The sequence below is a fragment of the Pseudomonas sp. D3 genome (assembly GCF_029320995.1).
Taxonomy (GTDB): domain Bacteria; phylum Pseudomonadota; class Gammaproteobacteria; order Pseudomonadales; family Pseudomonadaceae; genus Aquipseudomonas; species Aquipseudomonas paraveronii.
On record NZ_CP119772.1, the window covers coordinates 4,428,602 to 4,452,640 of the forward strand.

22 protein-coding genes are annotated in these 24,039 nt (G+C 60.4%); 4 read left to right on the plus strand and 18 right to left on the minus strand.

Annotated features, from left to right (window positions below):
* Positions 1–792 carry an amino acid ABC transporter ATP-binding protein gene (locus tag P3S72_RS20215; protein ID WP_276193787.1) on the plus strand — a complete coding sequence of 264 codons (792 nt, stop codon included), beginning with the start codon at positions 1–3 and terminating at the stop codon, positions 790–792.
* Here P3S72_RS20215 and P3S72_RS20220 read toward each other — a convergent pair.
* Together P3S72_RS20220 and P3S72_RS20225 are read right to left on the minus strand one after the other, a co-directional pair.
* The gene (locus tag P3S72_RS20220) at positions 789–2,171 is read right to left on the minus strand and encodes an amidase (RefSeq protein WP_276193788.1); all 1,383 of its coding nucleotides are present in this window, start codon (positions 2,169–2,171) and stop codon (positions 789–791) included. The two genes, P3S72_RS20215 and P3S72_RS20220, sit on opposite strands and share 4 nt — an antisense overlap.
* A 13-nt stretch (positions 2,172–2,184) precedes the next feature.
* Positions 2,185–3,516 (minus strand): MFS transporter, encoded by a 1,332-nt coding sequence (locus tag P3S72_RS20225; protein ID WP_276193789.1) that lies wholly within the window; start codon positions 3,514–3,516, stop codon positions 2,185–2,187.
* A gap of 209 nt (positions 3,517–3,725) precedes the next feature.
* On the opposite strand from P3S72_RS20225, the gene P3S72_RS20230 reads away from it, so the two are divergent.
* Positions 3,726–4,763, plus strand: coding sequence for a LacI family DNA-binding transcriptional regulator (locus P3S72_RS20230; RefSeq protein WP_276193790.1), 1,038 nt, complete (start codon positions 3,726–3,728; stop codon positions 4,761–4,763).
* Positions 4,764–4,909: 146 nt separating this feature from the next.
* Here P3S72_RS20230 and P3S72_RS20235 read toward each other — a convergent pair whose 3' ends face one another.
* The 13 genes from P3S72_RS20235 to P3S72_RS20295 form a co-directional block, all read right to left on the minus strand.
* Positions 4,910–6,364: an amino acid permease gene (locus tag P3S72_RS20235; protein WP_276193791.1), complete on the minus strand. Its 1,455-nt coding sequence runs from the start codon at positions 6,362–6,364 to the stop codon at positions 4,910–4,912.
* Positions 6,365–6,548: 184 nt separating this feature from the next.
* Positions 6,549–7,151 (minus strand): alpha/beta fold hydrolase, encoded by a 603-nt coding sequence (locus P3S72_RS20240; RefSeq protein ID WP_276193792.1) that lies wholly within the window; start codon positions 7,149–7,151, stop codon positions 6,549–6,551.
* Positions 7,152–7,417: 266 nt separating this feature from the next.
* On the minus strand, positions 7,418–8,800 hold the full coding sequence (mdtD, locus tag P3S72_RS20245) for a multidrug transporter subunit MdtD (RefSeq protein ID WP_276193793.1): 1,383 nt from the start codon (positions 8,798–8,800) through the stop codon (positions 7,418–7,420).
* A 111-nt stretch (positions 8,801–8,911) separates the two neighbouring features.
* The gene (locus tag P3S72_RS20250; protein WP_276193794.1) at positions 8,912–10,315 is read right to left on the minus strand and encodes a 3-oxoacid CoA-transferase; all 1,404 of its coding nucleotides are present in this window, start codon (positions 10,313–10,315) and stop codon (positions 8,912–8,914) included.
* A 5-nt stretch (positions 10,316–10,320) separates the two neighbouring features.
* Entirely contained in the window at positions 10,321–10,740 is a 420-nt protein-coding gene (locus P3S72_RS20255; protein WP_253397201.1) for a Zn-ribbon domain-containing OB-fold protein, read from the minus strand.
* A complete protein-coding gene (locus P3S72_RS20260) occupies positions 10,737–11,891 on the minus strand; it encodes a thiolase domain-containing protein (protein ID WP_276193795.1) in 1,155 nt (384 codons plus the stop codon). Before P3S72_RS20260 ends, P3S72_RS20255 begins: the two co-directional genes overlap by 4 nt.
* 113 nt (positions 11,892–12,004) lie before the next feature.
* Entirely contained in the window at positions 12,005–12,553 is a 549-nt protein-coding gene (locus P3S72_RS20265; protein ID WP_276193796.1) for a VOC family protein, read from the minus strand.
* Positions 12,554–12,589: 36 nt separating this feature from the next.
* A complete protein-coding gene (locus tag P3S72_RS20270; RefSeq protein ID WP_276193797.1) occupies positions 12,590–13,144 on the minus strand; it encodes a carboxymuconolactone decarboxylase family protein in 555 nt (184 codons plus the stop codon).
* Between the two features lie 2 nt (positions 13,145–13,146).
* Entirely contained in the window at positions 13,147–13,977 is an 831-nt protein-coding gene (locus tag P3S72_RS20275) for an SDR family oxidoreductase (protein ID WP_276193798.1), read from the minus strand.
* Positions 13,977–14,702 carry a dienelactone hydrolase family protein gene (locus tag P3S72_RS20280; protein ID WP_276193799.1) on the minus strand — a complete coding sequence of 242 codons (726 nt, stop codon included), beginning with the start codon at positions 14,700–14,702 and terminating at the stop codon, positions 13,977–13,979. The genes P3S72_RS20275 and P3S72_RS20280 overlap by 1 nt, the downstream gene beginning before the upstream one ends.
* Entirely contained in the window at positions 14,699–15,448 is a 750-nt protein-coding gene (locus P3S72_RS20285) for a carboxymuconolactone decarboxylase family protein (RefSeq protein WP_276193800.1), read from the minus strand. The genes P3S72_RS20280 and P3S72_RS20285 overlap by 4 nt, the downstream gene beginning before the upstream one ends.
* A gap of 11 nt (positions 15,449–15,459) precedes the next feature.
* Complete coding sequence (locus P3S72_RS20290; protein ID WP_276193801.1) at positions 15,460–16,713, minus strand: acyl-CoA dehydrogenase family protein; 1,254 nt, start codon at positions 16,711–16,713, stop codon at positions 15,460–15,462.
* On the minus strand, positions 16,710–17,972 hold the full coding sequence (locus P3S72_RS20295) for an acyl-CoA dehydrogenase family protein (RefSeq protein WP_276193802.1): 1,263 nt from the start codon (positions 17,970–17,972) through the stop codon (positions 16,710–16,712). The genes P3S72_RS20290 and P3S72_RS20295 overlap by 4 nt, the downstream gene beginning before the upstream one ends.
* Before the next feature lie 385 nt (positions 17,973–18,357).
* Here P3S72_RS20295 and P3S72_RS20300 point away from each other — a divergent pair, with 385 nt between their 5' ends.
* Complete coding sequence (locus P3S72_RS20300; RefSeq protein WP_276193803.1) at positions 18,358–19,143, plus strand: helix-turn-helix domain-containing protein; 786 nt, start codon at positions 18,358–18,360, stop codon at positions 19,141–19,143.
* Positions 19,144–19,263: 120 nt separating this feature from the next.
* On the opposite strand, the gene P3S72_RS20305 is transcribed toward P3S72_RS20300, so the two are convergent.
* Positions 19,264–19,695: an SRPBCC family protein gene (locus P3S72_RS20305; protein ID WP_276193804.1), complete on the minus strand. Its 432-nt coding sequence runs from the start codon at positions 19,693–19,695 to the stop codon at positions 19,264–19,266.
* Between the two features lie 394 nt (positions 19,696–20,089).
* Between P3S72_RS20305 and P3S72_RS20310 the strand changes: the two genes are divergently transcribed.
* Entirely contained in the window at positions 20,090–21,631 is a 1,542-nt protein-coding gene (locus P3S72_RS20310; protein ID WP_276193805.1) for a carbohydrate porin, read from the plus strand.
* A 130-nt stretch (positions 21,632–21,761) separates the two neighbouring features.
* Here the strand turns inward: P3S72_RS20310 and P3S72_RS20315 are convergent, their stop codons facing one another.
* Both P3S72_RS20315 and P3S72_RS20320 read right to left on the minus strand, forming a co-directional pair.
* Entirely contained in the window at positions 21,762–22,421 is a 660-nt protein-coding gene (locus tag P3S72_RS20315; protein ID WP_276193806.1) for an arylmalonate decarboxylase, read from the minus strand.
* 67 nt (positions 22,422–22,488) lie between these two features.
* Positions 22,489–24,000, minus strand: a complete 1,512-nt coding sequence (locus P3S72_RS20320; protein WP_276193807.1) for a bifunctional 3-(3-hydroxy-phenyl)propionate/3-hydroxycinnamic acid hydroxylase — start codon at positions 23,998–24,000, stop codon at positions 22,489–22,491.
* Positions 24,001–24,039: the final 39 nt, after the last annotated feature.

Consider the following 24,039-nt stretch of genomic DNA (forward strand, 5'->3'; position numbering starts at 1 on the left):
ATGCCAGCGACAAACACCCAACGTCACCTGCCCGGCAACGCTGCGTTGCCGGACACACGCAATGTCGTGGTCAGCATTGAAGGGCTGAACAAGTTTTACGGCGCCTACCATGTCTTGCATGACATCGAGCTGAACGTGCGCGAAGGCGAACGTATCGTGCTGTGTGGGCCTTCAGGTTCGGGGAAATCAACACTGATCCGCTGTATCAACCGCCTGGAAATCGCCGAGAAAGGCCATATCCGGGTGAACGACACCGACCTGGCGCTGGACACCCGCCAAGCGGCTCAGGTGCGTAGCGAGATCGGCATGGTGTTCCAACACTTCAACCTGTTCCCGCACATGAGCGTGCTGCAAAACTGCATGCTGGCGCCGATGTCGGTGCGGGGCCTGTCGCGCAAGGAAGCGCAAGAACTGGGGCGTTTCTACTTGAACAAAGTCGGTATCGAGAACCAGGCCGACAAGTTCCCCAGCCAGTTGTCCGGCGGGCAACAGCAGCGCGTGGCCATTGCCCGGGCGTTGTGCATGAAACCCAAGATCATGCTGTTTGATGAGCCGACTTCAGCCCTCGACCCGGAGATGGTTGCCGAGGTGCTGGATGTGTTGGTCAAACTCGCCGACACCGGCATGACCATGCTCTGTGTCACCCATGAAATGGGTTTCGCCCGGCAGGTCGCAGAGCGGGTGCTGTTTCTCGACGGCGGCCGGATCATTGAAGACAGCCCACCAGAGGCTTTCTTCAATAACCCGCAAAGCCCCAGGGCGCAGAGCTTTCTTGCGCAGATCCTGCATTAGCGTTCAGTGGGCTCCGAAGCCACTGCATGCCCTGCGAATCGCTGCGCCATTACCCTCAACAATTGATCATCCTCCCCTGCTGCGCCAATGACCTGCAGCCCCACCGGCATCCCTCTCACCAGCCCCACCGGCAGGCTGATTGCAGGTAACCCGGTGAGGTTCCAGGCACTGGTATGACTGAGCAAGGCGGCGCGCACATCAATGTCCTGCGCGCCAACCTGCACCTCACGCGCATCAACCACCGTCGCCGTGATCGGCACGCTGGGCGAGACCAGCAAGTCATAGCGCTTGAACACCTGCGCCATCGCAGCCTTGAGGCGTGCCTGGCTGGACTGCGCGCGGATGTATTGCCAACCCCTGACTTCACACGACAACTCGAGGCGTTCGCGCACCTCGGCCTCGAACATGTGCGGCGCACTCTGCATGCGCTCGGCGTGAACATTGAAAGCCTCGGCGCGTTGTAACACCTGCAAGGTCGCTTTCATGTCGGCCGACAGTTGCGCCAGTTCGTCGACCTCTTGTAGCCCCTCGCCAAAGAGCTGTTGCGCCGCCTGGTACACCTGGCTATCCAGCTCCGCGTCTACCGGGCCGAAGCTGCCGGACCTGATCCAGCCAATCCGCAACGGTCTGGGGTTAGCCAACGGCGCACACGTGCGCCCGGCGATCACCTCGAACAACAGACGCGCATCCTCGACGTGGTTGGCGATCGGGCCCACATGGTCGAGACTCGACGCAAGCGGGAACACGCCGTCCAGCGGCACGCTGGCAAATGATGGCTTGAAGCCGACCACACCGCACAACGCCGCAGGAATACGGATCGAGCCACCGGTATCGGTACCCAGCGCCAGCGGCACCATGCCGCTGGCGACTGCGGCGGCGCTGCCGGCACTCGAGCCGCCGGTGATGCAGTCGGCGTTCCAAGGATTGCGCGCGGCGCCCTGCAGCGAGCGGTCGCCCGTCGGCCCGTAGGCGAATTCATGCGTCAGGGTCTTGCCCACGATCACCGCGCCCGCCTCGCGCAAACGCTTCACGCACACCGCATCGTGCTCGGGTTTAAAACCTGCAAAATGCGCCGAACCGTAGGTGGTGACATAGTCGAACGTATCGATGTTGTCTTTGACCGCCACTGGAATACCCTGCAACGGCCCCAGGTCCAGGCCCTGTTCGAACAGTTCATCAGCCTTGCGCGCCTGCGCCAGCGCCACGCTTGCATCGACGCACACGAAGGCGTTCAAGATCGGATTCAGCCGCTTGATGCTGTCAAGGGCAGCCTGCGTCAGCTCGACACTGGTCAGGCTGCCCGCACGAAGGCGCTGGGCCAAATCAGTGACCGATTGAGCAAAAAAATAGCCAGCATGGGTAGGCTTCGTCATGTTCATACAAACAGCTCCATCAAACCACGGCGGGTAAAGGGGACGGGGCAACGTGCCGACTGCCAGGGCGCACCATCAACATCGCGCCCATGCCCAGCGCAGTGGCCACCGCCGCCGCGACGAACATCGACGAGTAGCCGTAGCGAACGGTCAAGTAGCCGGTCAGCATCGGTGCGATGAACGAGGCGGTGTTGGCAATGAAATGCGTCATGCCGCTGTAGGCGCCCACGCGGTTCGACGGCGCGGTATCGATCACCACGGCCCAGTAAACAGAGTTCGGTAGCGCATTGAGGGCGTTGGCCACGGTCATCAGGGCAATCACACCCCACACCGTCTGGGCCTGCGAGACCAAGATGAAGCACAGCGTGGTCAACAGCAGGCAGGTCGCGGCCAGCCAACTGCGCGCCACCTTCAGGTTGCCGGTGCGGCGTAGCAGCCAGTCGGATAGCTTGCCGCCCAGCAACACGGTGAAGCAGGCGCCGGTCCAGGGGATCATGCCCATGTACCACAGCGACGAGAGGTTGTAGTGAAACTCGTCCTGCAGGTACTTGGGGGTCCAGGTCAGCAGTAGGAACGTCACATACACGAACGAGAAGTAACCGACAGCGTTGAGCAGCAGGTCCTTGTTCTTGAAGAAATGCCACACCGGCGTGACGCTTGTGTCAGGGGGCGAGGCATGGGCTGCCGTGGCACGCTCCTGACGCAGGAAGTCGAGCTCGGCCTTGGACATCCGAGGGTTCTCATCAGGGGTGTTGGTGAAGCGTGTCATAAAGAAAATCAGCAGCGCCAGGCTGACCACGCCCAGCACCACGAACATGCTACGCCAGTCGCCAGTCAGGGTTTGCAGGCCCACCGCCACCGGTGCCGTGAGCAGCGCACCGAGCGGGGTGCTCAGCAGGCCGACCGAAACCACGAAGCCTCGCTCCTTGGGCGTCGCCCAGTTAGCGACGCTCTTGTTGATCACCGAATACGCCGGGCCTTCGGCAAAGCCAAACAGAACGCGAATGGTGGCGAAACCGGCCATGGCCGAGCCGCCCATGAACGCGAGCCCAAAGTCGCCTGCAAACGCGGTGGCGATCTCAAAGATCGACCAGGTGGCCCCGGCAATCAGCCAGATGCGCTTGGCGCCAAAGCGGTCGGCCAGAATGCCGCCGATCAACGCCCCGAGAATGTAGCCGTAGCCGAAGAACCCCAACACATTGCCCCAGTCAGCCTTGTCGAAGCCGTACTCCGGAAGGATGCTCGCCGAGGCATAAGAAATCGCGCCACGGTCGATGTAGTTGAGCAATGCCATCAGCATGATCAGGAAGAAAATCTGGTAGCGGAAACGTGGGATAGCGGGACTGTTCATAGGATCTGACTCTTCAAATGATGGCAGAAGTCAAAAAATCGGCCGCGTCCGGCGTTTTTTTATTGTTTTACCCAAACGTTTGGGTTGGCAAAATGTAGAGAGTGGAAAAGTGTTAGTCAATCGTTTGGGTAAAGATTTATTTCGCGGGCGGGCGCGTCGATTGAGATAGAATCGCGCGCTGGAAATAGATGCTTGGAAGCCTCTCAGACATGCCGAATCAATCTCGCCCCGCCACACTGAAGTCCATGGCGACTGCTCTCGGGGTACACGTCTCGACGGTGTCGCGGGTGCTCAATGGCGACCCGGCCGGGGTCGAGCGAGCGGCTTCGACGGAGGTCGTGGCGCGTATTCGTGCATTGGCCAAAGAGCTGGATTATCGGCCGAACACGCAGGCATCCAACCTGAAATTGCGTAAAAGCCAGGAGATCTGCGTGCTCATGCCACGCCTCACCGACCTGGTGATGGCGACCATTTACGACAGCATCGACAGCGCGGCCGAGCAAGCGGGCTATCTCACATTCGTCGCCAACACCGACGACCAGCAGGCACGCCAAATGGCACGTGCCGAGCACGCTTTGCGCCGCTCGGTGGCCGGGCTGATCGTCGGTGACTCTCACGTGGGTGAAACCCAGCCATTGCTTGACTTGCTTCAACGCAAACACATGCCCTACGTACTCGTCAGCCGCCAGATTGGCGGGCACCTGACGGCGGGCAGCGACGACGAAATGGGCGGCTGGTTGGCGGCCGAACACCTGTACCAACAGGGCTGCCGCGATGTGGCGATACTGGCGGGTGAACGGCATGCGTCCACCGGGGCAGATCGGACCCGTGGGTTCATCCGCTATTACCGCGAGCAAGGCATAACACTGCGCCCGGAGTGGACCCTCAATGGCCCTTTTGACAGCCTCACCGGGCACAAGCAAGGCGAGTATCTGTTGGGACTCAACCCTGCCCCGCAGGCGTTTTTCGCGGTCAACGACTTCCTTGCCATCGGCCTGATGGGGGCGGCGCGCGATAAGGGATTGGCGCCGGGCAAGGACATTGCAGTGGTCGGTTTCAACGACACCCCACTGGCCAAAGAACTTTTCGTGCCGCTGACCAGTGTGCGCCTCCCGCTGGCGCAGATGGGCCTGCATGCGGTGCAGTTGCTGCACAAGCGCATTCTGGGCGAACCTGCCGAGTCGATCATCCTGGCGCCACAGTTACAGGTGCGGGCTAGCTCCTCGCTGTTGCGGCGCACGGATTGAAGGGTGACCCGCCTAGACGTCTGTGCCGGCCAGCGTTCGGCGCCGACGCCATTACCGGCCCAACGAGCACCCACCGCGACCATCGGTACTGCGGGGTAGGTCTTACCGCTGGTCACATCGGGGAAATCGAGCCTGCGTAATCGAAACTACAGACTCAAGTAGCCCGAGAACAAGCCCAGCAGCCCCGCACACGCCATCGCTACCACCCCCAGACACACGACCCATTCCACGGCGCTGAGTTTTTGCCGCTGCTCCCGCTTGCCAAGGATAAACAGCGGTAGACCGACCATCCACACCACGGCCGCCAATAACACGTACTTCAAGCCAGCGCCGTAAAGCATGAACAACACAAAGCACACCGCAAAGCCTGCCAAGGCCATTTCCCAGTAACGCCCGGGCGCCTTTTCAGGCTCGTAGCCTCGCCCATTAAGGCCGCACTTGAACGAGTACATTGACGAGAGCAAATACGGAAACAGCGCCAACGAGGTAGAGAACGACAGCAGCGCCAGGTAACCGGCGTTACTGAAGCCCGCCACCAGGATCATCGCTTGGGCGATGCCCGTGGTCAGCCACATGGCATTGCGCGGCGCACCGTTTTTGTTGAGTCGGCCCAGCCATTGAGTGGCACTCTTGCCCCGCCCTGCGAGCATCACCTCTTCGGCGCTCAGGGCCACCCAGGCAATTAACGCCCCGACGACCGAGACGATCAGGCACAGGTTAATCAGCAATCCCCCCCACGGGCCGACCATCGAGGCCATCAACCCCGCCATGGACGGCTGGTGCAAGGTGGTTATTTGCGCGGCCGGCATGATGCCAAGCGCCAATACCGAGGTGCCCACTAACAGCAGCGAGACAATGATCGCCCCCAATGTCGAGGCTTTGGCCACATCCGACAGCTTGCGCGCCCGCGTGGCGTAAATGGTTCCCGACTCCAGCCCGATCAACGTCCACATGGCGGCCAACAATACCGTCTTGCTTTGATCGAAGATGGAGGTGGCATGGCGTTCGCCACGGAAATCCTCCATGAACACCCGGCTGTCGAAGTGATAGAGAGCAAAACCAATAAACAGCACGATGGGCACCACCTTGGCGACGGTGGCGATGCTGTTCAACGTGGTACTGGTCTTGACCCCCCGTAGCACCAACAGATTAACGCCCCATAACAAGGCCGAGGCGGCAAGGATAGCGGTCCAGGTGGTGCCTTCACCAAAGAAGGAAAATACCCCGAACGCCCCCAGGGCGCTGAAAATCACCACCAGATAAGAGGCGTTACCGATGGCATCCCCGGCGCCATGCCCGTAAGCCGCGATAAAACCGCCGATGTGACCGAAGCCGGCCTTGGACCAACCGTAGATGCCATCATCGATGTCCGGTTGGCGCAGCGTCAGGTTGCGGTACACCGACACCAGCGAAAGCATGCCAAACACAACAATGCCCCAGCCGCACAGAATGCCCAGTGTTCCTGCGCCGCCTGTCAGAGTGGCCGGCAGAGCAAAAATCCCCGAACCGATTGCACTGCCGACAATGAGTGCGGTCAGGCCGAATAGGCCGACCTTGCCATCGCCGACATCGCCAGCCTTGGCGTGATGAAAAAGCCTCATCTTGAGTTGCTCCGTTTTCAAACTTCAATGGGTGCCGCTGCACAGGCACCATTAGAGTGTGAAAACAGGAACGGGACTTGATCTGGCGCAAGGCAACGAAGGGGGCGCCCTGTGTCTAGACTTTCGAATTTATTCAGATAAAAGAATTCAGATTTCAACTCACCCAAAAAAGCTTTCCATAAACCTATATCGCGTGCTCAAGAAGCCTCGCAATAGCCGTATGTACTTCTGGAAACTGTACAAATCCCTCGCGATCGAGAAAATGTCCACCGCCACTCACGACGTGTTGCTCCGCGTTGAGATTGCGAGAAAGTTCGATCGACGCGGCCGGCTCAACAATTGAATCGTTGTCGGAAAACAGCGAGATGATTTTCTGTGTACGACGGCAAACCTCCGCGTGGTCTAGCGGTGCATCTGTAAAGGCGTGTAGTTCTGGCAACGTAGACACCGTTCTATCGAAGCCGGAGACCAGCAAGACTCCGCCAGCCAGGGTGTGTGCGGGTAAGGACAACAAATGCCGTAGAGCAGTGATGCATCCAAGACTATGCCCTATGAGGATTGTGTCTGTGTCGGCTGCTGGCAGTGATTGCTCCAACGCCAATGCCCACTTTATTGGATCAGGATTGAACGAATCAGGCATGGCTGGAATGCTAACTCGCGCGCCTTGCGCCCGTAGCACCTGCGCCAACCAAGGAAACCAGTTCGCATTGGGCGAGGCCGTGTAACCATGCACAATTACAATGTGTTTACCGTCATAGCGGCTCGATACTCTGTTGACTGAGTGCATATTGGATATCAGAAATCAGCGAATTGATCGGCCGCTGATACTACCCTTTCTGCTGTCGGCCGGCGCGGATGTCACGGCTGAGAATTGAGCGCTCTGGACAATTCCCAGCAACGCGAGTCACCACCTACCCTCACACCCTCCTCGGTCAGTGGGTAGACACATCCCCCTACGATCTACCCGCGTCATGTCCAAAAGGCTTCAAGGGCCGCTATCCGGCGAGCCAACGTCACGTGCTCCACCCCCAACGAGCGAGAATTAGGCGCCGCCTAATCCTTACGCGGTAAACGCAGAAACAGCAGCGCGGACACAATGGTCAGCGCCCCCAGACTGAGATAAACCTTGGAGAAAACATCCATGACGCCCGACAGGCGCAACACGCCCTCATTCGGATTGAATAGCACCAGCAAGGCCCCCGCCGCCGAAACGGCCAGGCCAGTCGACAGTTGGGTAGTCACCGACATCAAACTGGTGCCTGCGCTTGCCTGATGATCATTCAGTTCGATCAGTGTCACTGTGCCCATGGCGGTAAACTGGATGTAGTTGGCGACGCCGATCAGCGACAGCAACGGGATAATCAGCCACAACGGTGTTTTCGCTTCGACAAGTGCCATGCTGCAAATCAGCACGCCTTGAGCCAGTGTGTTGCAACCGAGCACCGCACGATATCCGAAACGCCGTATCACTGCGCCGATAAACGGCTTGGTGGCCATTCCGGACACGGTCAGCGGGATCATGCTCATCCCCGCGACTGAGGGTGAATGGCCAAGCCCCACTTGCATCATCAACGGTGTGAGGAATGGCATTGCCCCACTGCCCAAGCGCGACATCAGGCTACCAATGATGCCGACTGAAAAGCTGCGCAGACGAAACAGCGACAGCGCAAACAACGGGTATTGGCTGCGGGAGGCGTGTAGCCAATACAGCACCAGCGCGCTCACCGCGATGCCAAAGAACCCACCCGAGGCGTGCAGCGAGTCCTGGGACAGACTTTGCAGGCCCAGGATGATTGACAGGGTAAATGCGCCGAACAAGCCAAAACCAACCACGTCAAAACGTGTGCGTATGGCGGGGCGAAAATCGGGCATCAACTGATGAGCAGCGTAACCGCCAAGTAATCCAATCGGCAGGTTGATCGCGAAAATCCAGCGCCAACTGGCGTACTCCACCAGCCATCCGCCAAGGGTTGGACCCATCAGTTGGCCGACCAGTCCGGGGAATGTGACAAAGCTCATGACCCGCACCAGGTCGCTGCGCGGATAGGCGCGCAGCACCACCAGCCGTCCGACGGGCATCATCAGGGCACCGCCCAGCGCCTGGATGACACGTGCGATGATCAGCGAGTCGAGGGTGTTGACCTGGGTGCACAGCAACGAACCGGAGCAAAACAACATGATCGCCGTGTAAAAAGTCCTGCGGGTACCAAAGCGGTCGGCCAACCACCCGGAAGCTGGGATCAGGGTGGCGACGGTAATGAGGTAGGCGATCAACACACCATGCATGCGCAGCGGGCTTTCTCCCAGGTCGATGGCCATTGCCGGCAATGCCGTGTTGAGGATGGTGCCATCCAAGGTTTGCATGAAAAACGCCACTGCCACCAACCAAGGCAATAAGCGTGCAGTGCGAGGGTCAAGCACAGCCTGTATGGTCACACATCACCTTTGCGTGGATTGTGATCGTCGATCCAAGCGAAACAGGCCACGCAGCATTGAAGTTGCGTGACCTGCGCAGCGGGGACAGGGGGGTAACGCGCAAGGGCTACATCACACGGGCGCAGCGTCGGGCTGCATCACGCGAACGTCATCGGCGATCAGCAGTTCCATATCGGTCAGTTCCAGGATCTCCTCTACGGAAAAGCCTGGAGCGATTTCTTCAAGGACGAACCGGTTTCCTCGGCGCACCAGCAATGCCAGATCAGTCACGATCACATCGACACACTGCGGAGCGGTGAGCGGGTACTGGCATTCACGCACGAGTTTGGAGCGCCCCTTGCTGTCGCTGTGTTCCATCACGATGATGAGCTTGCTGGCGCCGGCGATCAGATCCATTGCCCCACCGATGCCACCGCCGACCTGGCCCGGCACGCTCCAATTGGCGAGGTCGCCGTTCTGCGCCACTTGGTATGCGCCCAGCAACACGGCCGAGAGTTTTCCCGAGCGGGCCACTTCGAACGACACCACGCTATCGAACAAGGCGCCACCCGGGCGCATGTCGATGAAACCGCCAGCGGCATCGAAAAAGTCAGGATCGGGTACACCGGTATCGCCAAGCAATTCATAGCCCAGTGCCCCGTTCTCGGCATGCAGCGTGATGCTGCGCCCGCTGACATGCGAGGCGACTAACGTTGGCAAGCCGGAACCCAGGTTGACGTAACCATGCTCCGGCAACAACGCCGCAGCGCGTTGCGCAAACTCCAGCCGCGAGAGCGCCGGTTTGCCGAAATACTCGCGCCGGGTGTCTGGCGCCCGGCGCCCCAGCGCGCCTTTGGGGATTGCGATTTTCTTGGTGGCAAGCACCACCCGCGCCACAAACACGCCAGGCAAGCCGACTCTTTCCGGCGGGATAGCGCCTACCTCGACAATTTCATCAACTTCAACGATGGCGACCCGCGCGCCCTTGGCGAAGCTCGGATGAAAATGCATGCTGCTGCCGCGAAACTCGACGTTGCCACTCGCATCCGCGCGGAAACCTCGCACCAGCGCATAGTCGACCGGCAGCGCGCGCTCAAGCACATATTCCTTGCCATCAAACTCGCGCAGCTCCTTGCCCTCGGCCAGGCGCGTGCCCACGGTCACCGGGCTGTAGAACGCTGGCAAGCCGGCGCCGGCTGCACGCAAGCGCTCCACCAGAATCCCTTGCGGCACCATCTCCAGCTGCACGTCGCCGGCGGCGGCGCGTTGCTCCACCAGAGACGCAAGGCCGGGCCGCGCGGAGAACGACAAAATCACCTTACTGACCTGCCCATTTTCAAGCAGCAGTTCCGGCCGGTATTCACCAGCCCCCAGCGAGTTGGCAACCACGCAGAGGTCGCGTGCGCCCTGCTCCTTGAGGGCGATTACCAGGCTGTTCGGATAGCTATGGCCCACGCCAAAGCCGGCAATGGCAACGGATGCACCGTCGGGAATATCGGCGACAGCGGCCTCGGGAGAAGAACATATTTTTGTCATGGGGCTTACTCAGTCAGGAGTGGACGGAATCGCAACAACGCAGCGCTGTCTCCCGCATCGCAGAACACAGCGCTCACGGGCTGACCGATCTGAAGTTGCGTGGGGTCGCAGTCGATGATGTTTGTCATCACGCGCGGGCCTTCGTGAAGGTCGACGAAGGCAAGCACATAAGACGGCGTTTCGCGGTACGCGCCTTCGCCACGGCGCACGATGGTGAAGCTGTAGATCGAACCGCGTCCGCTCGCTTCAAACCATTCGACGCAATCGTGTCCACATTCCGGGCAGAACTGGCGCGGATACCAAATCACAAAGCTGCACCGCAGACAGCGCGGCAACATCAGCCGACCGGCCTTTGTCCCCTCCCAGAAGGGCTGGGTTTCCGGGACAACCAGTGGGGTTGGCGCCGGCAGTTCAGAACCACTCATGCATCACCTCGACCAAGAATTAATGTCGCGCTGCACAGGCGTGAAATCCCGCCGCCCGTGCCATGGGCCAAGGCCAGTCGGCAATTGTCGACCTGCACTTCGGGATGGGCCTCGCCGCGAAGCTGGCGAACGGCTTCAATGATTTTGATCATGCCGCCTTGATAGCCGGGGTGGTTGTTGCACAGGCCGCCACCATCGGTGTTAACCGGAAGCCGCCCACCCACACGCAACGCCCCGTCCGCCGCGAACGCGCCGCCCTGCCCCTTCTTGCAAAACCCCAGATCCTCCAGGGTCATCAGCACCGTGATGGTGAAAGAGTCGTAAATGGAGGCGTAATCGATGTCGGCCGGTGTCACCGCAGCCTCCTCGAACGCTGCGGGTCCCGACCACACGGCGGCGGTGTAGGTCATGTCCAGACGCCCACCCATGGTGTGCTTGATCGCTTCGCCATGCCCCAGGATGTCGACCGATTGACGCTGCAATCCGGCGGCTATTTCCGGCGTCGTGACGATCACGGCACCGCCGCCATCGGTGACCACACAGCAATCCATGCGCCGCAGCGGATCGGCAACGAAGGGCGACGCGAGCACCTCCTCGAGGGTGACGGGTTTTCGCAGCATCGCGTTGGGGTTGAACTGTGCGTGAAACGACGCAGCCGCCTTCACTTCAGCCATTTGCCGCGCAGTCGTTCCGTATTCGTGCATGTGCCGCCGCGCGGCCAGTGCGTAGATCCCCAGGTTGGTTTCGCCGTAGGGCGCCTCGAAGGCGTACTCGGGCGTGTCCGGCGCCAGCTTCGGGCCGCGGACTATGCCGCGAACCCGTGCGCCTTGTGTCACCAAGGCGATACGGCACTTGCCGCTCGCCACGGCAAGCGCGGCGTGGCCAACATGACACAGATAGGAAGACCCGCCCGTAAACGTAGAGTCGGTGTAACGCAGTCGTTTAAGACCTATGTATTCCGCCAGCGAGATGGCGCCGAAGCCGAGTTGGCCGGTGCAGAAAAAACCATCGATATCCTGCAGCCCCAGCCCCGCATCGGCGAGCGCGCCAAACGCCACCTCCGCGTGAATCTGCTGTGCCGAGCGATCCGGTAGGTCTCGGCCCGGGTGCTCATAAGCACCCACAATTACCGCCTTTGCATTTAAGCTCACGTAGTACTCCAAGACACATTGCGATCACTACACGTTAATGGCCCTGGTACCGGGCTGCCAGGCGCAGCGCGCTAGTGTCCGCAGTGTGAATCCGCACGTAATCGGCCTTCGCTTCACTCCGCCGAAGAGGCCTGTGCCCTGGCCGCTTCGAAGCGTTGAGCCAGCTTGAGCCGCCACTGCTCGATCCCTTGAAACCCGGGCTGCGTGCGGCACAACGCTTGCGTTTCGCGACGCAATACGTCTTCGGGTTGGTCCAGATCGATCGGTGCGCGAAACGGCTGGTCGACATACCACGGCGTATCGACAAACGCCTCGGCCCGATTGCCTTCGGGGTCGCGAAAGTAAATCGACCACGCCGTGCCATGGGTGATGATGTCGAGGTCTTCGACCTGCTCGTCCCTGAGCGCGCTGCCGATGCGTTTCAATTCAGCCAGGTTCGACACGCGAAACGAGATCTGATTGATGACGCGCGAGTGGTCGTCGGCCGCCCTGCCGTTAGCGATGACGAACTGGTGATGGACCTCGGGCTCCGAAGTCAGAAACACAATCGACCGCTCCGGGCCGCGCTTGATATCGCTGATCACGAAGCCGAACACGCGCTGATAAAACCCCAGCATGGCGTCGAAATCGCGCACATGAATCCCCACATGTCCCAAGTCCATAGTCTTTAACCTTTTCAGTTGGAGTAACGCGGTTCGTCAGTGACGCACAGGCAGCGGAAACCGCTCCAGGTAGGTCACGAATTCCGGTTCCAGATCGATATGAAGCGCCGCCATGATGCGAACCATGCCGTTGTATTCGCCGATGGCGATGAGTAGATCGATGAGCGATTCGGCGTCCAGTGCTTCACTCAATACCGCGAACGTCGCATCACTTAAGCTCAGCCGCTCGGTCATCTCGCGGGCGGCCTGCAACACCGCACGGGCCAGCGGTTCGAGTGTGGTTGGCTGTCCGGCGCTGTCGGCGGCGATGGCCAGGATGTCGGCTTCACTGACACCGAACGACAACGCGACATCGACGTGGTGCGCATACTCGTATTCGCTGCCGGTCGAGTAGCCCACCTGCAAAATGGCCAGCTCACGCAGGCGCGCATTGAGCGTGCTCTCGTGCCGCAGGTACATGCCGGTGCCGGCAACATGCCGGGCGCCGCGTGGGCTGTTGGCGAGCGCACGGGTGATATTGGATTTCATGCGCGGCATGTCCTGGAATTCAGGTGCCAGGTCTTCCCGGTCGAGATAGCGTACACGGGCCATGATCAGACGCCCTCGCCGACGATCAACGCCAAAGGGCCAAGGCCGGCCCGCGCAAACTCCACGATCTGCTCTTCGTAACCCACTTGCGAACTGATCAAGAACTTCTCTTGCAGCAGCCCCTCGATCAACGTAGACGCCGCGAACTCCGCCGTCGCAGGCTTGCCGCGCCGAGGGTCAACGCCGTCAAGAAACTCGGCCATGCTCGGGATCGCGGTGCCCGAGGTGGTCAGGCTTTGACCGCCAGGGCGATCGGACGTAGCCGTGATGCCTGGACAGAACACCGACACGCGCACGCCATGGGGTTTCAGCGCGTGCGCCAGGCCGTAACTCATGGCCAACTGCGCGCCCTTGGTGGTCGTGTACGGAATCTGAAAGCGCGTGGGGGGATCGGGCAGGATGGCCAGTGACGACGCGGTATTGACCAGGTAACCGCTGCCCCGCTCCATCATGGCGGGCAACACGGCGCTGATCATGCGCACGTAGCCCAGCACGTTGACTTGCAGCGCGGTTTCCCAGGCAACAAAAGGAATGTCCTCGATGCGCCCGGCAATGGGCGGCATCGATGCATTGTTGATCAGCACGTCGACCGGGCCGTAGGTGGCGACAACCGTGGCTATCAACGCAGCGACGTCCGCATCCTGGGTCACGTCGCAGCGCACGCCTATCGCATCACCACCTTCGAGTTGAATCGACTTCGCGGCTTCCTCGGCTTTTTCGCCGTTGAGATCGGCGATGACGACGCGGCTGCCCAGCAGGGCCAGTTTCTTGGCGGTCATGCGGCCGATACCGGTTGCCGCGCCGGTAATCAGGACGGTTTTATTCGCAAATTCCATCAGTCTTTTCCCATGTCAAAGGTCTCATTCAGAAATACGCCCAGCGCCGCCCAGGCACGATGATCGGACGCTGCCGAGTAACCGAAGCCGGGGCGCGGGTTGCTGCCGGCCTCGGGGCTGGTGAACCCATGGCCGGTGCCGCCATACAAGTGGACTTGCCAATCAACCCCCGCCGCAGACATCTCCTGCGTGAACGCGGTGATTTGTTCCGTAGGCACCAGGGGGTCGGATGCACCCGAGCAGACCAACACCTTGCCCTGGATCTGGTTGGCGGTATTGGCCTGCGTCGGAATCAAGGCGCCATGGAACACCCCGACGCCCAGCAGCGGTGCGCCGGTGCGCGCCAGTTCCAACGCACACCAGCCGCCAAAGCAGTAACCGATCACCAGCATGCGCTGGGGGTCCACCTGGGGGACCTGCGCGAGCGCTTGGAGGCTCGCTTGCAGACGCCGGGCCAGTCGCTCGGGTTGGCTTTTGAGTTGGTCGATATTCGCGCGCATGGTCGTGGGATCGTCGAACAGCACGCCCTCTCCGTGGACGTCTGCGGCGAGGGCGACGTAGTTCATCCGTGCAAGGGCGGCGGCGCGGCGGATCACATGCGGCCCGACGCCTGGCGCCTCCGGAAAGATCAGGATGCCGGGCACCTTGCCTTGCACATCCGGGCAGGCCAGTTGACCGCAGAAGCTCAGGTCATCGGCGCTATAGCGAAGCGGCGTTGTACTCAAGACAGTTGCTCCCATTCGTCGATCAGCACTGGAACGGGGTGCACCACTGCGTGCACCCCCATGCTGGTGATCAGCTTGCACACGTCGATGATTTCGTTTGGAGTTGCACCGTTCGCCAGCGCCGCCCGCATGTGTTGTCGCACGCCAGGGCCCGACAGTTGCGTGCATTGCGCATAAGCGGCCAAGGCGATCAGATGACTGTCCTTGGGCGAGAGCAGCCCGTTGGCACCCATCGCGGCCTCGGCAAAATTCAACCAGACCTCATAGAACGCTGGATCGACATTGATGGCAGCATTCACCTCAGGCAGGGCTGCGCCCAGCAATTGGAGATGCCGGCTGTGTACTGCCTTGACATGCGCCTGATGGTCGCTTGAGGTCAGTGCGCCCGGCACAAGCTCCTCCAGCGCGGCCGCCCCGAGCAGATAGGTCTGAACGCCGACCGTACTGACAATCATCGCCACCGCGATCAGTTCCTCAAGCGAGGCCCCGTATTGCCGGGCGAAACGCGCATGCTGCCGCACGCCGCGCTCGAAGAAGTGCGTGGGCGAACAATTGGTCGCTACATAGATCAACTCCCGCATCTTCGGCGAAAGGCTGCCGCGCTCCGACGTGTAGGCGGACAACTCCAGGTACGCCGCCACATAAGCCGGGTTGCTGTGCATCAGCCGCTCCCAATCATCGTTCCAATAACCGCGTCGCTGTTTGAAACTCTCCCGGATGCGGGAGGCCGTCGCTTCAGAGGGCATGGTCGCTTTCCTTAGAACGGTGACAAGGGCGCGAAGCCGAAGTGAATGCGCGCAAAGTTCACCGCAGTTCGGTCCATCTGCTGGGTGAAGTGCGTGCGTTGAATCGCCAGGTCACGGTAGTAGCGCCCAAACATCGATGTGCTTTGGCCAGTCTGGGTGCCTGCGGTGGTGAAGAGCCGGTCGGCGGCTTCGAAGGCCAGGCGTGTCGCCTGCTGGACCATCAGGAATATGCGCCGGTCTTCCTCCTCCGAGAATTCGATACCCTGTTCCGACTGTGCCGTGCAGGCATCCATGTAATCCTGCGCCGCTTTGAGAAGCGCGGCGTCGGCGTTGTCCATCAGCGCCTGCGCCACACCGAAGTAATGCTGAAACTCGTGATGTTCCATGAGCTTGGTCTTTGGCGCGAAGCGCATGGGTTTGTTGCGCAGCAGTTCGTCGTAGAGATCGAGCATGCCCCGCGCGGTGCCCATCAACACGGCCCCGCCCTCGATCATGAAGAACCCGGCCTTGCGCCCGTTGTACATCGGATTGGGATGCACTTTGTCGCCAGCGGCCCCCACCCACATCGCCAGCGGTGCGACGCGGTGCTCGGGCACAAACAGGTTTTCCACCACCACCCGGCGCGAGCCGGTGCCCTGCATGCCGAGCATGTTCCAGTTATCGACGATCGAATAATCCTGGCGATCAATCAGCATCAGGACCGGCTTGGGCGCGGCGCCTTCCTGCGCAATCAAGCCGCTCGCCATGATGTGGGTTGCAATGTCGCAGCCAGAGGCAAAATCCCAGAACCCCGAAACCCTGTACCCACCCGGCACAGGCTGCACCGGTATCGGTGAGCCCAGGGACGGGCAACGGTATTCGCCGTCGTTGCCGTAGGCTTCGATCTGAGCCTGTTCGGAATGATCGGCCAGGATGATGGGGTGACCCGAGGTCAACGCCAGCACCCAGCCGCTTGAAGGACAGCCGCGTGCGACTTCGCTCATCACCCGGACATAGGTGGTCAGATCGAATTCGTAACCGCCGAACCGACGCGGCTGCACCACGCGGTAAAAGCCCGCATTGATGAATTCCTCGTTGGTTTGCGCCAGCAGGCGACCCTCTGCCTCGGTGGCCGCCTGCCGGTCGCGCAAGGTATGACGCATCGCCGTGGCACGGCGGATCATCTCCTGCGGCGTCAAGTTGACCTCGGGAACCGGGATGGCGCCGCCAGCCGTCGACGCCGGTTGTGATCTCTGCCGATCACGGGCTTGTTCAGCGTCGATCACGGCTGCTTGCTCCCTTGGCGTTGGTCGCGTTCTGCGAACAATTGTCGAGCCAGGTCGGCGGCTTTGAGCTCGAACTGCAAACCTGGGTTGGTGCGAGCCATGGAGATATCGCGGAAGTAGCGCTGCATGCGCGTTCCATTCTTCGCTGCGGCGCTGGTCGCCGAGGCGCGGTACAGCATGTCGACAGCCTCGAAAGACAACTGCGCCGCATGCTGCAGCCCCGCTTGCAGACGCTGGTCATCGGAGCGCAGGTAGGTGCGTTTGCCTTCCATGCTCAGGCGTGCCAGGTCCATATATTCCTGCGCTGCGCCAACCACTGCGTGACGCGCCGCTTCAAGTTTGCCGAGGGCAATCCCATAAGGGCGCTGGTAATCAGGGTGTTCCGATTGCAGCACTGCGTTAGGGCCGAAAGCCTTGCGGGCACGGATGATGTTCTCGTACTCATCCAGCGCGGCAAAGCCAACGCCCACCATGATCGAGCTGATCTCGGTCTGAAAAAAACCCAACGTGCCGCCGGCGTACATCGGGTTGCCATGCAACCGTGCACCTTCGGTGCCTTGAGAGATATTCGGCGCGAAGAAATCCTCGCGCACCAGGAAGTGTTCCGGAATCCAGGCGCTGTGCATCTCCACGCTGTTGGAACCACTGGCGCGCATGCCGATGAAGTCGCCCCAGTTGTCGAGCATCTTCCACTCCGAGCGCGGTACCAACGCCACCGCTGCCTGCGGCGCGGCGCCTTCCTCGATGATTCTGACACCGACCATCACGTGGGTTGAGTACGGCACCCCGGAGCAATAATCCCAGGTGCCTTCCAGGCGCCAGCCACCATCGGCACGGGTGGCGGTACCTGACGGAATGGCGCGTGCCGCTGCGGCGAAGTGCCCATCAACCCCAAAAGCCTCGGTCTGCGCGCTCTCGCCAAACAGTTGCGCCACATTCAGCGCGTGCCCCGCCGACAACGCCAGGCACCAGGCACTCCCCGGACAGCCGCGTGCAACCTCCATGACCATGCGCGCGAACGTCGGCACGTCGAACTCGTATCCGCCATAACGTTGCGGCTGCAAGGTCCGATAAAAGCCCGCCTCCTCAAACGCCTTATGCATTTGCGGCGAGTAGGTTCCGCGCTCCTCCGCAGCAGCCTGCCCCTCCAGCAACGCAGGACGCATTGCCACCGCCCGCGCAATCAAAGTTTCGGCAGTCAAGCCTGGCTCAGGCGGCGCCATGTAACCGGCCATGTTTTTCTTAAGCGTACTGACCATCGGTATCTCCTTAGCAATCTTCTATGGATAGCTACTATGAGAAGCCACAGTAGTCCTCCCGGATCAGGCGGAACAAGGCGCGGTTGATGGCTGTCCGGCCTGTGTATCTGAGGCCGAAATCGGCAAGCGCCATGTCGGCCAGGAGGCAGGCGGGCGCGCCAGGCGGCGTGGCGCCGGCACGCCCCCCCCCGACTCCATGGCGAGGCATCTTGCGCGCGCAAATCACCCAGGCCGCCGGGCAGAGCGTCGATTTACCCGGGCAAGTTTGGTGTATAACCTTGATCGTTGAGGAGGGTGAATCACGGCACGCTGCGCCCGCCCCTCTTCAATGGCTACTTCATCCCGCACACAAAAAATCGACCATAACGAACGCCGGGAAACGCTCATGACTTATAAGACGATTTGTTCGTTGGACCGAGGGCTCAGAGTGCTTGAGTACCTCAATACGGTTCGCGCCTCCACCGTGCACGAGATCGCTCTGGAACTCCAACTTCCACGCCCCACCGTGTATCGCATCCTGGAAACCCTGGAAGACCGTGGGCTGCTCTATCGCAGTGTGTCCGACAGCGTATTTCGCTTGACCGACGCGGTGCGCCAGTTGAGCGCAGGGTTCACCGATGAAGAGTGGATTCGCACCCTCGGGGCGCCGCTGCTGCAGCGCCTGGGCGAGAAGGTATTGTGGCCAACCGATCTGGCGACCTTCGAGCGCGATGCGATGATCATTCGGGAAAGCACCCATAGCTTCAGCCCCTTTTCAGTCGACGTGGGGATGATCGGACGCAAACGCCATCTGCTGAAAAGTCCGCTTGGGCGCGCGTATCTCGCGTTTTGTCCCGAGGACGAACGTGAGGACATTCTCGCCTCACTGCGCGGCTCGCAGGATCCGGACAACGCCTTGAGCCGTGACGAAGCGTTCCTGCAAAAAATGATCAGCAGCTCGCACGCCAATGGCTACAGCAACTGCCGCGATCTGGAGCATCCCAAGTGCGCGAGCATCGCCGTTCCCATCATGTACCAACAGAACGTGATCGCCTGTATCAACATTGTTTGGGTGGCCGCGACGATTGATTACGACGAGGTGGTCAGCCGTTACCTGCCTGACCTCTTGCAGACCAAGCTCGACATGGAAGCCGGCCTGATAAAGATGGGGTTCGAGCGCTCGCGGGGTTAACCGCGAGTTCCACCGCAACACAGCGGAAGTACCGTCACATCGACCCGATATGAGCCTTGATCCACCCGCGAACACATGGACGTTCGCGGGGACGGACCGTCACTCCGTGCGTGCGTTTTTTCAGTTGCCGAATTGCGTCTTCAGACCTTCCAGTGCGCCATCGATATCTGCGCCGATACCCTTGGGCGCCAACTCCACCATAGGCGCAGGAACATCCGCTTCAATGGTGTAGGTGACCTCGGAGCCCGAGCCGTCAGCGACCACTACAAAGGTTGCATCCAGGCTCTTGATCGGTGGTGCACCTGGCGGGGTTTCCTGGCCGGGAACGAGTTCGTAGGTCAACGTCTTCGACTCATCGCTCAGATGCTTGATGCGATCGAGCATGGTGTTGCCACGCTTGAATAACACCTTGCGATCACCATTGGGCAGCATCTCTACCGAATTGATGTGGGGCTGCCAGGCGGCGAAGCCGGCAAAGTCCTTAACGAATTCCCAGACATCCGACGCGCCAGCTTTCAATTTGACACTCTTGCTCACTGTGACAATCGTCATCGCTACTTCCTCTCTCGGTGGACAGACTGCGGCAGGCAGCCGCATACGCTATTGGGCAGTCGCTAGGGTGGTTGAGCTTAGGCGACTGCCGTAGACCTTCTAAACATGCAAGACGTCTCGAAGTCTATCGTGTGCCACGCGCGCGTGATCGTATGTTCTGGCGAGTGTCCGCTGGGTGTACCGACCACCCGATTGCCGTATTCGGCGCCAGGTTCAAAACCCATCGCACGCCCCCTCCTCTATTGGCAATCGCCCTCCCCAATGTGTCTTCAGCCGCTTGCCAGTCCGCGCCCGTACACCCAGCGGACAGCAACCAGGTGTTGGGTTAACTCCATAGGGTCGCTCGTTATGCTTCAGCGCGTTGACTCAACAATAAATACAATGGAGGAAACACATGAAACGCTTCATCAATGTCACGCGTGCCAAAACAATTGTCTTCGCACTGGGATTCTCAGCCCTTACCGCGACAGCTGCCGACTCCGGTCAGCAGACGCCAATAGCTTCGACTGATGCAACAAATAACCCACTGGATGCGAGCGCTGCAGTCGCCGCCAACAGCTCAATCGATCCCACTAAAAAGCTCATCAGAGGCGTCTTCCTGCAAGCCCAGACTGAAACCGGGCAGAACCCACCCGGTGTCGCGAGCGTCAGCGTAAGACCTCCGGCCGATATTCCCCCGCCCACCCGAAAGGGGCCACTTAGCGAGTTAGGCGATGAACTGGAAAAGCAGGGCTTCACGTTCGGTCTGTTCTTTACCAATGGCTATTTCACAAACCCTACGGCGGGTATCAAACCCGGCAGTTCCATGGACTCCCCGGCATTGTTCATGTCGGCCAACGCCGATCTGACCAAGCTCCTAGGGGTTCCCAATACACAACTGCACATCACGGAGGCGTGGGAGCCGCTGTCTCAAAACAACGGCGATTACTCCTATAAAGTCGGTTCCTCCCTTGCGCCCTTTCCCGCGACAACCACGAGTTCGAACCTGGTCAAGCTGACACTGTCGCACGACGTCTTCGATAAACAGCTTCACCTTGAATATGGCCGCATGAATCTGGGCGACGATTTCATGGTCGCGACAATGTGCGCCGGATGCATCACATCGACCCCGCTGATCACCGTGGGCGTGCCGCCCTTCGATAAATCACTTTGGGGAGCACGAGCCTCCTACAAACTGTCGCCCCATACTCGCCTGGGATTGGGCGTGACCGAAGACAATTACGGCCTTTTCAGCCAGTCATCCGGATGGGATTGGATCTCTGACACCAGGAAAGGCTGGATATGGCTGGGGAATATGACGTACACCAGCGACTTCTCCGACAGCCGATATCCGCTGAACGCCGAAGTCGGTGTGTACCACAACACAAGTCCGTACACGGATGACCTGTACAACAAGGACGGATCGACTCAGTCGCAAAATCCCTTTGGCACCGCAGTTACACATGACAGCGGCACCTCGGGCTTTTACGGCCAGGCAAGAAAGGTGCTCTGGACCAAAGCCGACGCGGACAGCATCGTTCCACCTAACGTTGCGGTGTACGGGGGCGCATTTGTCACCCCAGGCTCCGGTCAGTCATTTCCCCTCGAACTGTACGCAGGTAGCGAATATGGTGGCTTTATCAAAGGCAACCCGGCGGCACTGGTGGGCTCGACTGTGCGTTATCTACAGCTGAGCAAGGGACGCGCTTTAAACGAGCAACAGACCAGTGCGGCGAGCGGCTGGGGCGACGATAAGGTTCACCGAGACACGTTCACGTTTGACGTGCACGGTCAGTACGGCGTCGCCCCCGGCGTGTTGGCCAACGCCTCGGCCCAGTACTTTCTGAATCCAAACAGGCAAGGTCCAAACGCGCTGGTAGGACCGACTCAAAGCGGCTGGTTGTTCGCCCTGACGTTTGTCATCGACATTGGCCGCATCAGTGGTCTGTCCCGATAAAAACCGCCGACGCTGACTCCGGCAGCACGTGCGTGCGCCGGCGTTCGGGCCGATCGATCATCGGCTGATAAACAGTTGAACCCATTGATTGTCGCGCCGGGCCTCATTGGCCCGAGCGCGTTTCAGACCGTCAGGCCATTTCGAATAGCTTGCCAAACCCGTGCACAGGCTCAGTTCGCCCCAGCAGGCGCAGGCAGTGCCACAACATCGCCTGATTGCTCGTAACGACCGGCCGCCCCAATTCAGCCTCCAATGTGTCGATGATCGAAGACACGTTGATTGCCGTGCAGCTGAGAAAGTAAATATCGGTGGAGTCGTCTCGATAGCTTCGCGCGAGTTCAAGCCATTTGGCAGGTGGTACCGCGGCCATGCTCGTGCCTTCCAGCAGGCCTAATCCAACCTGGCTGAGCACCTCAAATCCAAAATGCTTGAGATACTCGACTTCACGCAGATTCACCTCCTCGATATAGGGTGTGATCAGTACGATGCGCTTGGCCCGCAGCGCCTTGAAGGCGGCCAGCAACGCATCCGATGTCGCCGTCGCCGGACAACCGCTGGCGTCAGCAATCCGCGAAGACAGCTGTTCACCCATGCTCGGATCAAACGTCGAGACCGCCGTGCAGTTGAACACGATCAAGTCCACGGCAGCGTCGGCCAGCAGGCTGCTGGCTTCTTCGATCTTCTCGGTCATGCCCAGCAGCGCGGCCTTTGACGAGCCGGCCAGTTTCAAGCGGGTCGTCAATATGTTCACGCCCGGCGGCAGCATTCGTTGAATCTCGGGTTCGGCCATGGCGTTACTCGAGGGCAACAGCATGCCAATTTTCAGCGGCCGCGCCAGGTCGGCTACCGCTGATATTTCATGTACGGCGTGAGTGCTCATTTTCGTTTCCTCCGGGGAGATAGGTTGATACGCGATCCAACGCCTCGACACTATTGGCAACCGCCAAGATGTACCGATCGGGGCGAATGATTACCGCCCTGGCATTCAGTTCGTCCAGGCACTGCTGCGCCTCGTCCGGCAGGCGTATGACGCCATTGAGGTCCCACAGCATCCTGGTCGCCGGCGAAACCGAATCCAGCAACTGGCGATCACCGATGACCGCGAAGTTCGAACCCACGAACTCATCGAGGGGCACGCCGGATTCGAGTATGGGTTGCGCGAAGATAAACCCTGCGCAAGCGTCCTCGGCCCGGTGCAGCCCCGCCCCGAGCCGAGGCACGAGGGAGCTCATTTTTCGAGGCCCCTGGCCGAGCTTGGCGTCCCTTTCGCGGGCTTGTTCGGGGTCGATTGTCTGGATGATCTCGCCGACTTCGATTGCGTGTTCGATGGTCGCGCGAACGTGTGCAGAGCGCTCCTGTTCATAGGTGTCGAGCAGGTCCGCCGATGCGCGCCCCTTGATCACCCAGTCCAGTTTCCAGGCCAGGTTGGCGGCGTCCCGCAGACCTGCACACAACCCTTGACCGAGGAAAGGAGGCATCTGGTGAGCGGCGTCCCCGGCCAGCATTACCCGCGAACGACGCCACGGGTGGGCAATAACCCCATGGAACATATAGGTCACGGCGCGTTCGATTTGCGCGTCGTCGGGAACCAGCCACGGTGACAACAACCCCCAGACGCCTTCAGGCGAGGTAAGTGCCTCGAGGTCATCGCCCGGCATGACCATGAATTCCCAGCGTCGCCGCAGGCCAACGCATCGCATGTAGGTCGTGGGGCGCTGGGGATCGCAGAATTGAACGGTACCGTCGGTGAGGCCCGCGACTTCGCGATTCATGATCACGTCGACCACCAGCCATTTTTCGTGGCTGCCCAAGTCCTCCAGAGGCACGTCGAGGATGCCGCGCACCGGCGATCTACCGCCATCGCAGCCGATCAGATACTGCCCGTTGACGACCTCTGGCGTGGTCTTGCCTCGAGCGATGAATTGCGCCTGCACCCCGTCTTCCGATTGCACCACGGACAGCAGTTCGCATCCGGTCCTGAGGCTCACGTGCGCAAAACGATCGAGCCCTTTGCGCAACACGGCTTCCAGGGCGGGCTGGTGAAACCGATAGCTGGGGTGCCAGTTGTGCGGGCCAACGGTGTCCGGCCTGGGCCAACTCAAAATCACCTCGCGATTGAGGTTCACAAAGGTCATGCCGGGGTTCACATGGGTGAACGGCAGCGCCTCTTCGGCCAGCCCGATCGACTGCAACACGCGCATGATTTCACCATCGAAATGCGTCGCGCGCGGCAGTGGAAAAGTCTCGTCGATGGCTTCTATCACCGTCACCGACAGCCCAAAGGTCCCGAGCAGATTGGCGAGCGTGGCTCCCGTAGGCCCGAGTCCAACAATAATGACGTCTGAATAATTACTCATGACAATGCTCATGATGGGGGTTGATCCAGAGGGCTTAGCGCTCCTGTAAAG

What these genes read in the sequence shown, in the direction of transcription:
- P3S72_RS20275 (WP_276193798.1), bottom strand. Translation starts at nt 13,977, where the DNA reads ATGGAATTTGCGAATAAAACCGTCCTGATTACCGGCGCGGCAACCGGT.
- P3S72_RS20300 (WP_276193803.1), top strand. Translation starts at nt 18,358, where the DNA reads ATGACTTATAAGACGATTTGTTCGTTGGACCGAGGGCTCAGAGTGCTT.
- P3S72_RS20310 (WP_276193805.1), top strand. Translation starts at nt 20,090, where the DNA reads ATGAAACGCTTCATCAATGTCACGCGTGCCAAAACAATTGTCTTCGCA.
- P3S72_RS20320 (WP_276193807.1), bottom strand. Translation starts at nt 24,000, where the DNA reads ATGAGCATTGTCATGAGTAATTATTCAGACGTCATTATTGTTGGACTC.
- P3S72_RS20285 (WP_276193800.1), bottom strand. Translation starts at nt 15,448, where the DNA reads ATGCCCTCTGAAGCGACGGCCTCCCGCATCCGGGAGAGTTTCAAACAG.
- P3S72_RS20225 (WP_276193789.1), bottom strand. Translation starts at nt 3,516, where the DNA reads ATGAACAGTCCCGCTATCCCACGTTTCCGCTACCAGATTTTCTTCCTG.
- P3S72_RS20265 (WP_276193796.1), bottom strand. Translation starts at nt 12,553, where the DNA reads ATGGACTTGGGACATGTGGGGATTCATGTGCGCGATTTCGACGCCATG.
- P3S72_RS20255 (WP_253397201.1), bottom strand. Translation starts at nt 10,740, where the DNA reads ATGAGTGGTTCTGAACTGCCGGCGCCAACCCCACTGGTTGTCCCGGAA.
- P3S72_RS20240 (WP_276193792.1), bottom strand. Translation starts at nt 7,151, where the DNA reads ATGCACTCAGTCAACAGAGTATCGAGCCGCTATGACGGTAAACACATT.
- P3S72_RS20215 (WP_276193787.1), top strand. Translation starts at nt 1, where the DNA reads ATGCCAGCGACAAACACCCAACGTCACCTGCCCGGCAACGCTGCGTTG.
- P3S72_RS20235 (WP_276193791.1), bottom strand. Translation starts at nt 6,364, where the DNA reads ATGAGGCTTTTTCATCACGCCAAGGCTGGCGATGTCGGCGATGGCAAG.
- P3S72_RS20315 (WP_276193806.1), bottom strand. Translation starts at nt 22,421, where the DNA reads ATGGCCGAACCCGAGATTCAACGAATGCTGCCGCCGGGCGTGAACATA.
- P3S72_RS20305 (WP_276193804.1), bottom strand. Translation starts at nt 19,695, where the DNA reads ATGACGATTGTCACAGTGAGCAAGAGTGTCAAATTGAAAGCTGGCGCG.
- P3S72_RS20270 (WP_276193797.1), bottom strand. Translation starts at nt 13,144, where the DNA reads ATGGCCCGTGTACGCTATCTCGACCGGGAAGACCTGGCACCTGAATTC.
- P3S72_RS20295 (WP_276193802.1), bottom strand. Translation starts at nt 17,972, where the DNA reads ATGGTCAGTACGCTTAAGAAAAACATGGCCGGTTACATGGCGCCGCCT.
- P3S72_RS20250 (WP_276193794.1), bottom strand. Translation starts at nt 10,315, where the DNA reads ATGACAAAAATATGTTCTTCTCCCGAGGCCGCTGTCGCCGATATTCCC.
- P3S72_RS20230 (WP_276193790.1), top strand. Translation starts at nt 3,726, where the DNA reads ATGCCGAATCAATCTCGCCCCGCCACACTGAAGTCCATGGCGACTGCT.
- P3S72_RS20220 (WP_276193788.1), bottom strand. Translation starts at nt 2,171, where the DNA reads ATGAACATGACGAAGCCTACCCATGCTGGCTATTTTTTTGCTCAATCG.